Genomic DNA, 11,929 nt, shown 5'->3' on the forward strand with positions numbered 1-11,929 from the left:
ACTGCGTGAAAATTAGCGTGCGTTGGTCTTGATAAATTCGTTGACGCTGGTGTCTTGCGCCATGTCGCTGATGACATCACCCAACACCTGGTTCACCGCAGTGGTGATTTTGTTGTTGGTCGCGGTCAATGCGCCTTGAACATTGTAGGTGGAGCGGTAGTTTTTGACCTGTTTGTTGCCGTTGGCGGCCTGAGCGATGATCGAAATGTCCGCCTTGGTCGTAATGGTGTAACGCAGGTTGCCTTCAGACACGTCGGCATACAGCGTGTTGACCACGATCTGCAGTGCGACCGGACCGCCGGTGCCAATCATATAACCGCGTGCGGTCATCTGCTTCTCCAACGCTTCCTGCAGCAGGAAACGCAGATCGCGTGAAGGGACCAGCGTCACTAATTGACTGTCGCGGTTCACTTTGGCCAGCGCCTGATCCTGACGCTGATCGGCTCCGTTGATGCTGATTGTCACGCCCATCAGGCTGGGATCCTGAGAAGGCAACGCGATGTTAGGGTTGATATTCAGCGTATTACCTTTGCCTGCGCAGCCCGCCAGCGCCATGATGGCCAGCAATGGAAAAATGAATTTTTTAAACATGCGAATGTTCTCAGTAATAATAAGAAGGTTAATCGTTAAAAACGCGCGATATCATACCATTGCCTCAGGCAAGAGAAAGAGCGGAGAATCGCTCGCATCGCAAGTTCTTTGCCTGTTCGACAACCGATTCTGTTTTTATCACAACTTCCCGAAGAAAAGATATGCGACCCATGCCTGAGAGCCTTTCGCGCCGTCATTAGCGGATTATTCTGCATGCGGCTTGAGCGCAAAAAAACCAAACGGCATCGTCGCCAGCCAAAGAGAATTCCCGTGATCGCACTCACTGGTCGTGTAAAAATAGCGCCCTGTGCCCGGTCCCCAAACTGCTATTAAAGGTTAACCCATGATTCGTGAAACCATTGAAGCCAAGCTGCAAGCCGGGCTTAACCCAGAACACCTTGAGGTGATCAACGAAAGCTATCGCCATCGAGTGCCGGCAGGTTCGGAAAGTCACTTTAAAGTGGTACTGGTCAGCGATCGGTTCGACGGTAAACGCCTGATTCAGCGCCATCGTGCGGTCTATGAGCTCTTGACGGAGGAGATGGCGGGCGCAGTCCACGCGCTTGCGCTGTACGTCTATACCCCGCAGGAGTGGCGCGATCAGCATCAGACAGCTCCCGTATCACCTGCCTGCGGCGGGGCGGGAATCGACCGTTAACGTCGGTGATGTCTCGACGCAAAGCCTCCTCAGACGTCGTTCAAAAGCGGTAATTCCTCGTGCGGCAATAGGCTGGTGACTCTCCTCGACTCGGTCAGCCTATGTCGCTATAATGCCGCGTCTTATTTTTCCTGAATGTATTCGGGACGCTTCTGACTACAAGGAACGGGTCTGGTTCGCGAGGCCGTCCTGGTGATGTGAGTCTGTGATCAGAAAGTCTGCCTTCGGGCGCTTTGTGAAAACGGCTTTTGAGGTTGACCGAGCACTGTGATTTTTTGAGGTAACAAGATGCAAGTTTCAGTTGAAACCACCCAAGGCCTTGGGCGCCGCGTAACGATTACCGTTGCTGCTGACAGCATCGAGAATGCTGTTAAGAGCGAGCTGGTCAACGTGGCAAAAAAAGTTCGTATCGACGGCTTCCGTAAAGGCAAAGTGCCGATGAATATCGTTGCTCAGCGTTATGGCGCTTCCGTGCGTCAGGACGTTCTGGGCGACTTGATGCAGCGTCAGTTTGTTGATGCGATCATCAAGGAAAATATCACTCCTGCAGGCGCGCCGAAGTATGTTCCGGGCGAGTACAATGCGGGATCTGATTTTACCTATACCGTTGAGTTCGAAGTGTATCCAGAAGTAGAACTGAAAGGTCTGGATAGCATTGAAGTCGAAAAACCGCTGGTGGAAGTTAAAGACGAAGACGTCGACGCCATGCTGGATACCCTGCGTAAGCAGCAGGCGACTTGGAAAGATGTTGAACGCGCAGCTGAAGCTGAAGACCGCGTGACCATCGACTTCAGCGGTTCCGTAGACGGCGAAGAATTTGAAGGCGGTAAAGCGTCTGACTTCGTACTGGCTATGGGCCAGAACCGTATGATCCCGGGCTTCGAAGACGGTGTTGTGGGTCATAAGGCGGGTGAAGAGTTCACTATCGAAGTCACCTTCCCGGAAGACTACCACGCTGAAAACCTGAAAGGTAAAGCTGCTCAGTTCGCTATCGTACTGAAAAAGGTCGAAGAGCGTGAGCTGCCGGAACTGACTGCTGACTTCATCAAACGTTTCGGCGTTGAAGATGGTTCTGTCGCCGGTCTGCGTACCGAAGTGCGTAAAAACATGGAGCGTGAGCTGAAAGCTGCTGTGCGTAACCGTGTGAAAACTCAGGTTATCGACGGTCTGGTCGACGCTAACGACATCGACGTTCCGGCTGCGCTGATCGACGGCGAAATCGACGTACTGCGCCGTCAGGCTGCTCAGCGTTTCGGCGGCGATGAAAAACAGGCTCTGGAACTGCCGCGCGAACTGTTTGAAGCTCAGGCTAAACGTCGCGTTGTTGTCGGTCTGCTGTTGGGTGAAGTCATCAATACCAACGAGCTGAAAGCCGATGAAGACCGTGTTTCCGCGATGATCGACGAAATGGCAGCAGCCTACGAAGATCCGCAGGAAGTGGTCGAGTTCTACAAAAAGAACAAAGAAATGATGAACAACATGCGTAACGTCGCTCTGGAAGAGCAGGCGATTGAAACGCTGTTGTCTCAGGCTAAAGTGACCGAAAAAGAAGTTGGGTTTAACGACCTGATGAACCAGACTAACAACGCCTAATTGCGTTAACCTTTCGAGGTTGTCAGTCTGATACAGCCCGCAGTTTTATCGCTGCGGGCTTTTTTTCTGCCTGATTATGAGCCGGTTTTTCCTGAGATTACGGCCGCTAAGCATTTATTTGCACTATCATTAATTTTAGCTAAAACAGAATCCACAGCGCTTTTTTCGGAGTAATGCAGGGTTAATCGAAAATAATCGGTGGTGTAAGCTTGAAAATCGACACAAGACGCCCAATTGTCCGATAATTGATGACTCATCGCTGGGTATTCTGGCGGATTCTGAGGTCTCGAGTTACGGCGATCCCACTCGGTCTGGGCGTGGTTTTCACTTCGTATCTCAAGTAGAATCAGGCAATATGCGCCAAATGCATTTTATCTAGGAGACGTTGATGTCATACAGTGGCGAACAAGTAAAACAGGCTCCGCATATGGCCCTGGTGCCAATGGTCGTAGAGCAGACTGCACGCGGGGAACGTTCTTACGACATCTATTCCCGCTTATTAAAAGAGCGTGTGATCTTCCTGACCGGACAGGTTGAAGACCACATGGCGAACCTGATTACGGCTCAGATGCTGTTTCTGGAAGCCGAAAATCCTGAGAAAGACATTTATTTGTACATCAACTCGCCGGGCGGGGTGATCACTGCGGGAATGTCCATCTACGACACCATGCAGTTCATCAAGCCGGACGTCAGTACTATCTGTATGGGACAGGCGTGCTCAATGGGGGCGTTTCTGCTGACTTCCGGTGCGGAAGGCAAACGTTTCTGCCTGCCTAACTCGCGCGTCATGATTCACCAGCCGCTAGGCGGTTATCAGGGACAGGCGACGGATATCGAAATTCACGCCAAAGAAATCCTGAAAGTGAAGTCACGCATGAACGAACTGATGGCTAAACACACGGGACGGTCTCTTGAAGAAATAGAAAGAGACACGGAACGTGACCGTTTCCTCTCTGCCGATGAGGCAGTAGACTACGGATTAGTCGATTCTGTATTGACTCATCGCGACTAAATCCATTTTATGATGGTCGCTCTGTATAGCTGTAGACGGTGTTCGGCCGATAGTCTTTTGTGCGAGTGTGATTGCGCTTATTGGCTATAAATAGTGGCGTTCGCTGTAGCGCTATCGCTGTATGGTTAGCCTGCGGGCAAGAGACTAAAGAAGAGGTTTACTGATGACAGATAAGCGCAAAGACGGTTCAGGAAAGTTGCTGTACTGCTCTTTCTGCGGCAAAAGCCAGCACGAGGTTCGTAAGCTGATTGCCGGGCCGTCAGTGTATATCTGCGATGAATGTGTTGACTTGTGTAACGACATTATTCGCGAAGAGATTAAAGAAGTGGCCCCGCATCGTGAACGCAGTGCGTTGCCGACCCCGCACGAAATTCGCCATCACCTTGACGATTACGTGATTGGTCAGGAGCAGGCCAAGAAAGTCCTGGCCGTGGCTGTATACAACCACTACAAACGTTTACGCAACGGTGACAGCAGCAACGGCGTTGAACTGGGCAAAAGCAACATCCTGCTCATCGGTCCTACCGGTAGCGGTAAGACTCTGTTGGCAGAAACGCTGGCTCGATTCCTCGACGTGCCTTTCACCATGGCTGACGCCACGACGTTGACTGAAGCGGGTTACGTGGGTGAAGACGTTGAGAACATCATCCAGAAACTGCTGCAGAAATGTGATTACGACGTGCAGAAAGCGCAGCGCGGCATCGTTTATATCGATGAAATCGACAAAATTTCCCGTAAGTCGGATAACCCGTCGATCACCCGTGACGTTTCTGGCGAAGGCGTGCAGCAGGCCCTGTTGAAGTTGATTGAAGGGACTATCGCCGCCGTGCCGCCTCAGGGCGGTCGTAAGCATCCGCAGCAGGAATTCCTACAGGTCGATACGTCGAAAATCCTGTTCATCTGCGGCGGCGCATTCGCTGGATTAGACAAAGTCATTGAGCAGCGTACTGACACGGGCCGAGGTATTGGCTTCAATGCCACGGTGAAAGGTCTTTCGCAGAAAGTGACCGAAGGCGAACTGCTGGGCCAGGTAGAACCGGGCGATCTGATCAAGTTTGGTCTGATTCCTGAGTTCATCGGCCGTCTGCCGGTCGTCGCGACGCTGAAAGAGCTGGATGAAGCCGCGCTGATTCAGATCCTGCGCGAGCCAAAGAATGCGCTGACCAAGCAGTATCAGGCGCTGTTCAAACTCGAAGGCGTTGAGCTGGAATTCCGTGACGACGCGTTGACGGCGATTGCGAAAAAAGCCATGGCGCGCAAGACCGGAGCACGTGGCCTGCGTTCTATCGTTGAAGCGGCGTTGCTGGAAACCATGTACGAACTGCCTTCTCAGGACAGTGTGGACAAAGTCGTGATCGACGAATCCGTCATCGCGGGTCAGTCTGAACCGCTCCTGATTTACGGCAAGCACGAAGCGCAACAAGCCTCTGGCGAATAATTCGCCTAAAAATCATCATCGAACGACAAAATGGGGGGTGTTAGCCCCCCATTCCTTTTTCAGCGCGATCTAACGTTGAATGTAGGATATTTATCCCCATATACTCGAATACCTAGAGGCGAAACCGTGAAGAGCCTGTTTCACGAGATTCCCTTAACCTGGCGGAAATGAAACTAAGAGAGAGCTCTATGAACCCTGAGCGTTCCGAACGCATAGAAATCCCCGTATTGCCGCTGCGCGATGTGGTGGTTTATCCGCACATGGTCATTCCGTTGTTTGTTGGTCGGGAGAAGTCAATTCGGTGCCTTGAAGCCGCTATGGATCACGATAAAAAGATCATGCTGGTTGCACAGAAAGAGGCCTCAACGGATGAGCCAGGTGTTAACGATCTTTTCTCGGTTGGGACGGTAGCCTCCATTCTTCAGATGCTGAAATTGCCTGACGGCACCGTCAAGGTGTTGGTCGAGGGCCTACAGCGGGCGCGTATTACCACGTTGTCTGACAGTGGAGAGCACTTTGCCGCGCAGGCTGAATATCTGGACTCGCCTGAAATCGAAGAGCCTGAGCAGGAAGTGCTCATGCGCACGGCGGTCAATCAGTTTGAAGGCTACATCAAACTGAACAAAAAAATTCCGCCTGAAGTCCTGACGTCGCTGAACAGCATTGACGATGCGGCTCGCCTGGCCGATACCATTGCCGCACACATGCCGCTGAAACTCTCCGACAAGCAGTCGGTCTTGGAAATGTCCGACGTTACGGAACGTCTGGAATATCTGATGGCGATGATGGAGTCGGAAATAGACCTGTTGCAGGTTGAAAAGCGTATCCGCAGTCGCGTCAAAAAACAGATGGAAAAAAGCCAGCGCGAGTATTACCTGAATGAGCAAATGAAAGCCATTCAGAAAGAGCTGGGCGAAATGGATGATGCGCCGGACGAAAACGAAGCGCTGAAACGCAAAATTGAAGCGGCGAATATGCCGAAAGAAGCCCGGGAAAAAACCGAGGCGGAATTGCAGAAACTGCGGATGATGTCGCCGATGTCCGCGGAAGCCACCGTCGTGCGCAGCTATATCGACTGGATGGTGCAGGTTCCCTGGAACTCGCGGAGCAAGGTCAAAAAGGATCTGGTCAAAGCTCAGCAGATGCTGGATAGCGACCACTATGGTCTGGATCGAGTAAAAGAGCGCATCCTTGAATATCTGGCGGTGCAGAGCCGTGTCAGCAAAATCAAGGGCCCGATTTTGTGCCTGGTAGGGCCGCCGGGGGTGGGTAAAACCTCTCTGGGACAGTCCATCGCCAAAGCGACCGGTCGTAAGTATGTCCGTATGGCGCTGGGCGGCGTGCGTGATGAGGCGGAAATCCGCGGTCACCGCCGTACCTACATCGGTTCCATGCCGGGCAAACTGATCCAGAAGATGGCGAAGGTGGGAGTAAAAAACCCGCTCTTCCTGCTGGATGAGATCGACAAAATGTCCTCGGACATGCGAGGCGATCCGGCTTCTGCACTGCTTGAAGTGCTGGATCCGGAACAGAACGTGGCGTTTAACGATCACTATCTGGAAGTCGATTACGATCTCTCGGACGTCATGTTTGTCGCGACCTCCAACTCCATGAACATTCCGGCTCCGCTGCTGGATCGTATGGAAGTGATTCGCCTGTCGGGCTACACCGAGGACGAAAAGCTCAACATCGCGCGGGAACACCTGTTGCCGAAGCAAATTGAGCGCAATGCCCTCAAGAAGAACGAGCTGAAGGTGGATGACAGCGCGATCATCGGCATCATCCGTTACTACACCCGCGAAGCGGGGGTACGTAGTCTGGAACGCGAAATCTCCAAGCTGTGCCGTAAGGCGGTTAAATCGCTGCTGATGGACAAGTCCCTCAAGCACATCGAGATTAACGGCGACAACCTGAAAGAGTTCCTCGGCGTCCAACGCTTTGACTACGGGCGTGCGGACGAAGAGAACCGCATCGGTCAGGTGACCGGCCTGGCGTGGACCGAAGTCGGCGGCGACCTATTGACGATCGAAACCGCCTGCGTGCCGGGTAAAGGCAAGCTGACTTACACCGGTTCGCTGGGCGAAGTCATGCAGGAATCGATTCAAGCCGCATTGACCGTGGTACGCGCGCGCGCGGACGCTCTGGGGATCAACTCAGACTTCTACGAGAAGCGCGACATCCACGTTCACGTACCGGAAGGCGCGACGCCAAAAGACGGTCCGAGCGCCGGTATCGCCATGTGCACCGCGCTAGTCTCATGCCTGACCGGCAACCCGGTACGCGCCGATGTGGCGATGACTGGTGAGATTACGCTGCGTGGTCTGGTGCTGCCCATTGGCGGTTTGAAGGAAAAACTGCTGGCGGCTCATCGTGGCGGCATTAAGACCGTGCTGATTCCAGATGAAAACAAGCGTGACTTGGAAGAAATTCCGGCAAACGTGATTGCGGATCTGGATATCCACCCGGTGAAACGCATCGAAGAAGTGCTGGAGTTGGCGCTGCAAAACTCGCCTCACGGCATGAAAGTGGTGACTGCGGCGGCGAAATAGTGACCCATCGCAAGAACCATTCATAAAATAAAGGCTGGTAAGTGTAATGATGCTTGCCAGCCTTTTTTTGTGCGGCTAAGTTAGAGCACTGTTAATCGTACGGCTAATTTCCGTGGATTTAACTGAATGTTTTAAAGCTACTGCTGCGCCGAAAATAAGGGATGCAGCCACAGGATTTCAGAGGGGATGAAAGAGTGAACAAGTCACAATTGATCGACAAAATTGCTGCAGATGCTGATATTTCCAAAGCAGCGGCAGGGCGTGTGTTGGATGCAATTATTGGGTCTGTTACTGAATCTCTGAAAGAAGGGGATGACGTTGCTTTAGTCGGGTTCGGCACATTTTCCGTACGCGAGCGCGCTGCTCGCACTGGCCGCAATCCGCAGACGGGTAAGGAAATCAGTATTCCTGCCGCCAAAGTCCCGGGCTTCCGCGCAGGTAAAGCGCTGAAAGACTCCGTAAATTAATTGTCCAAGGGGAGAATCTCTCCCCTAAACATTACCTGACGTCACGATGTGGGTAAGGTAAGATATGGGGCGCATCATTTAATGATGTGCCTTTTTTTACCGGAAATCCGGACTACTATCATCAGGCAGTTGCCTGAGTGCGCCCTGGCCGTTTTGCGGCTATAGCATCGCAAGGAAGCATGGCTGCGGCCTGCGCAGGGAGTTTCATCCATTCTACAGCGGAGTGTTGTCACATTATGATGGACAATTTACGCGCGGCCGCGAATAACGTCGTGCTTAAAATTATTCTGGCCCTGATCATCGGTTCATTCGTGCTGACTGGCGTAGGTGATTATTTGATCCGTGGGTCAGGTGATTATGCAGCGAAGGTCAACGGGCAGGAAATTTCCCGTTCCCAACTGGAACAGGCAGTGCAAAACGAACGTAGCCGACAGCAGCAGATGCTGGGAGAAAACTTCTCTATTCTGGCGAGCAACGAAGGCTATATGCAGCAGTTGCGCAAGCAGGCATTGTCACAGTTAATCGATGAAACGTTGCTGGATCAGTATTCTCATACGCTGGGTTTGAGTATCAGCGACGAGCAGATCAAGCAGGCCATTTTCGCTATCCCCGAATTCCAAACCGATAACCGTTTCGATAACGAGAAGTACCTGACCCAGGTACGTCGTCTTGGTCTGAGTCCGGACTCATTTGCCCAGATGCTGCGTAAGCAGTTGACCACTCAGCAACTGGTCCGCGGTCTGGGTGGAACAGAATTCCTGCTGCCTCAGGAGCTTGATCGCCTTGTGCAGCTGGCTGCACAGGATCGCACCATTCGTACGGCGACCATCAACACCGCCGACCGCGCGCAGGCGCAAACGGTGAGCGACGATGACGTTCAGAGCTTCTATGAGCAGAACAAGAGCCGTTATCTGGCGCCTGAACAGTTCAAAGTCAGCTACATCCTGTTGGATGCTGCCGCCATCATGGATAAAACCAAGGTGGACGATGCGGCAATCAGCGCCTATTACGAGCAGCACAAAAACGATTTCACGCTGGGCGCACGTAAAAAATACAGCCTTATTCAAGTGAAAACCGAGGCGGAAGCCAACGCAGCGCTGAACAAACTGCATCAGGGCGCAGACTTCTCCTCGTTGGCTAAAGAGATCTCAACTGACGTGGTATCTCGCCGTAATGGCGGCGATCTGGGTTGGATGGACGACAATGCCACCGTGGACGAGCTGAAACAGGCGAAGCTGACTGAAAAAGGTCAGCTTTCCGGCGTGATTAAATCCACGGTGGGTTACCTGATTGTCCGTCTGGACGATATGCAGCCGCAGCAAATCAAGCCGTTGGCTGACGTTCGCACTGAGCTGGCAGAGAAAGTAAGACACGAAAGAGCGCTGGATGCGTTTTACGCGCTCCAGCAAAAAGTCAGTGAAGCGGCTAGCAACGATAATGAATCATTGGCTTCCGCAGAACAGGCTGCTGGCGTTAAAACGGTCCAGACCGACTGGTTTAGCCGGGATAAAGTTCCCGCGGCGCTGAATTTCCAGCCGGTCACTCAGGCCATTTTCGGTGGTTCTTTGTTAGGTAAAAATGGCGCGCCGGGTAGCAACTCGGATGTGATCAGCGTTGACGGCGACCGCGCTTTCGTTGTGCGCATCAGCGAGCACAAAGCCGAGAGCACCGAAGCGCTGGATCAGGTTCGCGATCAGGTGATTCAGACCTTGAAACGCCAAAAGGCGGATCAACAGGCGCGTATTGAGGCCGAGAAAATCGTGGCCGACCTGAAGGAAGGCAAGATGGACAGCCTGAAAGCGGCGAATCTGAGCTTCAGCGCGCCAAAAACACTTTCTTCTTTGAACCAGAACGAAGTGATGGCGGAGTCAATCTTTGCTTTGCCCATCCCGCAGAAAGACAAGCCTTCTTACGGTTTATCAAAGGATCAGGCCGGCAATGTGGTGATTGTGGCGCTGGACAGCATTCAGCCTCATACGCTGCAAGACCAGCAGAAACAGCAGTTTGCTAATCAGGTGAAACAGAATGGCGTTGGCTCTCTGTTTGATGTGCTGATTAACAGCCTGCGCAGTGAAGCGAAAATCAAGCTGGGTAATGCGGCGCAACAGCAGGAATAACCCTCGCAAGATAATGCAACGCACTGCAACAGACAAAGGCCGCTTTCGCGGCCTTTTCCACATTTGAACACGGCGTATTGTTGCTGATTTCCCCTTCAGGCAAGGTGAGTGTGCTGTCAAACACAAGGAGATAACAGCATGAAAAAATCAGGAATCAAGACAATGTGCTTCATCGTCGGTCTGGCGCTGTCGAGCTTGCCCGCACTTGTTCAGGCTGCGACAACAGTAGACACCGAAAAAACGGCTGCCACTTTGCAGCAAGATGCCGCGGGTAAAAAGTTGGAACAGGCCATACCGTCAGCCAGCGATGAAGAAAAAGTGAGTATCAATTCGGCATCGGCGGAAGAGCTAGCCGATATCCTTAATGGCGTGGGGTTGAAAAAAGCCCAGGCGATTGTGAGCTATCGGGAGCAAAACGGTCCTTTCACTCAGGTCGATCAGCTACAAGAAGTCCCAGGGATTGGTGCTTCGCTGATTGAACGCAATCAAGCACATTTGCGACTCTAACGCTTCGTTCACAACGGCCGGGCGGTACAATCTGACGGGTGTAAATGACTTTTGATCAGGATGACGACGTGAGTTGTATGATGCCCTCAATTCGGCTTCTGCCATCAGGTTGAGGTCAAGGCTGGAACAGGTCAGTAAAGAGGATAAGCATATCGGCATCGCGCTGGCTATATCGACCTGTGAGCCAAGGCTATGCCGGTAAACAGATGCTGACGGTGGTTAAACGCGTGCGCGTTGGCGAATAACCACCGGTGCAGCAATCAGCGGGCAGAGCCGGTTATTTCAGACCGGTTTTCTTGAACAGTGAAGCCCTGACGCCTTCGGGATTCTGCTGATAAAGCTCTAATCCTTTCTGACGCAAATGGCAGGCGGCGCATTGACCGCAGCCGTCGCCTTTTATGCCGTTGTAGCAGGTCAGCGTATGGTGACGGATCGTTTCCAACTGCGCGTAGTGGTCGGCCAACGCCCAGGTTTCGGCTTTGTCCAACCACATGAGCGGCGTAACGAAGCGGATATCTTTAGCCAAGCCGAGAGCAACCCCTTTGTTGAGGGCTTTAACGAACTCGTCGCGGCAATCCGGATAGCCCGAAAAGTCGGTTTCGCAGACGCCGGTAATCACCGTGTCGGCACCGACCTGGTAAGCATAGATTGCAGCCAGCGTGAGAAACAGGATGTTGCGGCCGGGAACGAAGGTGCTGGGAAGACCCTTCAGGTTCTCGTCGAAATCTGGCACGGGAATGTTGTCCCGGGTCAGGCTGCTGACAGCGAGCTCATTCAGAAGACGAACGTCCAACACTTTATGGGCGCAAGCGCCCAGGCGTTGAGCCAGTTCGGCAGCTACGTCGATTTCAGCCCGATGACGCTGTCCATAATCGAACGTCACGCAATGTACGTGATCGTATTGCTTGAGTGCCTGTATCAGGCAGGTTGTGGAATCCTGTCCACCGCTAAAAACAACTACTGCGCTTGTCATGCTGATTCACCTTAATGAGCAGGG

The 11,929-nt window shown here is 52.6% G+C and carries 10 protein-coding genes; 8 read left to right on the forward strand and 2 right to left on the reverse strand.

From position 1 onward, the window contains the following. Nucleotides 1–12: 12 nt before the first annotated feature. Nucleotides 13–591 carry a lipoprotein gene (locus CKQ53_RS09765; protein WP_094118527.1) on the reverse strand — a complete coding sequence of 193 codons (579 nt, stop codon included), beginning with the start codon at nt 589–591 and terminating at the stop codon, nt 13–15. A gap of 343 nt (nt 592–934) precedes the next feature. Between CKQ53_RS09765 and bolA the strand changes: the two genes are divergently transcribed. The 8 genes from bolA (at nt 935) to CKQ53_RS09805 (ending at nt 10,932) form a co-directional block, all read left to right on the forward strand. Beyond that, complete coding sequence (gene bolA, locus CKQ53_RS09770) at nt 935–1,249, forward strand: transcriptional regulator BolA (protein WP_094118526.1); 315 nt, start codon at nt 935–937, stop codon at nt 1,247–1,249. A 288-nt stretch (nt 1,250–1,537) separates the two neighbouring features. After that, entirely contained in the window at nt 1,538–2,842 is a 1,305-nt protein-coding gene (gene tig / locus CKQ53_RS09775; protein ID WP_085651714.1) for a trigger factor, read from the forward strand. A 388-nt stretch (nt 2,843–3,230) separates the two neighbouring features. After that, nucleotides 3,231–3,854 (forward strand): ATP-dependent Clp endopeptidase proteolytic subunit ClpP, encoded by a 624-nt coding sequence (gene clpP / locus CKQ53_RS09780; protein WP_026738835.1) that lies wholly within the window; start codon nt 3,231–3,233, stop codon nt 3,852–3,854. Nucleotides 3,855–4,017: 163 nt separating this feature from the next. Continuing rightward, entirely contained in the window at nt 4,018–5,292 is a 1,275-nt protein-coding gene (gene clpX / locus CKQ53_RS09785) for an ATP-dependent protease ATP-binding subunit ClpX (RefSeq protein ID WP_026738836.1), read from the forward strand. Nucleotides 5,293–5,480: 188 nt separating this feature from the next. Next, the gene (gene lon, locus CKQ53_RS09790; protein ID WP_167444808.1) at nt 5,481–7,841 is read left to right on the forward strand and encodes an endopeptidase La; all 2,361 of its coding nucleotides are present in this window, start codon (nt 5,481–5,483) and stop codon (nt 7,839–7,841) included. A 194-nt stretch (nt 7,842–8,035) separates the two neighbouring features. Then, nucleotides 8,036–8,308, forward strand: a complete 273-nt coding sequence (gene hupB / locus CKQ53_RS09795) for a nucleoid-associated protein HU-beta (protein ID WP_085651722.1) — start codon at nt 8,036–8,038, stop codon at nt 8,306–8,308. 236 nt (nt 8,309–8,544) lie between these two features. Continuing rightward, a complete protein-coding gene (gene ppiD / locus CKQ53_RS09800) occupies nt 8,545–10,425 on the forward strand; it encodes a peptidylprolyl isomerase (RefSeq protein WP_085651716.1) in 1,881 nt (626 codons plus the stop codon). Between the two features lie 138 nt (nt 10,426–10,563). Beyond that, nucleotides 10,564–10,932, forward strand: coding sequence for a ComEA family DNA-binding protein (locus CKQ53_RS09805; RefSeq protein WP_085651717.1), 369 nt, complete (start codon nt 10,564–10,566; stop codon nt 10,930–10,932). Between the two features lie 277 nt (nt 10,933–11,209). On the opposite strand, the gene queC is transcribed toward CKQ53_RS09805, so the two are convergent. Further along, nucleotides 11,210–11,905, reverse strand: a complete 696-nt coding sequence (queC, locus tag CKQ53_RS09810) for a 7-cyano-7-deazaguanine synthase QueC (protein WP_085651718.1) — start codon at nt 11,903–11,905, stop codon at nt 11,210–11,212. Nucleotides 11,906–11,929 lie beyond the last annotated feature (24 nt).

It is taken from the genome of Lonsdalea britannica (assembly GCF_003515985.1).
GTDB lineage: Bacteria > Pseudomonadota > Gammaproteobacteria > Enterobacterales > Enterobacteriaceae > Lonsdalea > Lonsdalea britannica.

What these genes read in the sequence shown, in the direction of transcription:
- CKQ53_RS09765 (WP_094118527.1), bottom strand. Translation starts at nt 591, where the DNA reads ATGTTTAAAAAATTCATTTTTCCATTGCTGGCCATCATGGCGCTGGCG.
- bolA (WP_094118526.1), top strand. Translation starts at nt 935, where the DNA reads ATGATTCGTGAAACCATTGAAGCCAAGCTGCAAGCCGGGCTTAACCCA.
- tig (WP_085651714.1), top strand. Translation starts at nt 1,538, where the DNA reads ATGCAAGTTTCAGTTGAAACCACCCAAGGCCTTGGGCGCCGCGTAACG.
- clpP (WP_026738835.1), top strand. Translation starts at nt 3,231, where the DNA reads ATGTCATACAGTGGCGAACAAGTAAAACAGGCTCCGCATATGGCCCTG.
- clpX (WP_026738836.1), top strand. Translation starts at nt 4,018, where the DNA reads ATGACAGATAAGCGCAAAGACGGTTCAGGAAAGTTGCTGTACTGCTCT.
- lon (WP_167444808.1), top strand. Translation starts at nt 5,481, where the DNA reads ATGAACCCTGAGCGTTCCGAACGCATAGAAATCCCCGTATTGCCGCTG.
- ppiD (WP_085651716.1), top strand. Translation starts at nt 8,545, where the DNA reads ATGATGGACAATTTACGCGCGGCCGCGAATAACGTCGTGCTTAAAATT.
- CKQ53_RS09805 (WP_085651717.1), top strand. Translation starts at nt 10,564, where the DNA reads ATGAAAAAATCAGGAATCAAGACAATGTGCTTCATCGTCGGTCTGGCG.
- queC (WP_085651718.1), bottom strand. Translation starts at nt 11,905, where the DNA reads ATGACAAGCGCAGTAGTTGTTTTTAGCGGTGGACAGGATTCCACAACC.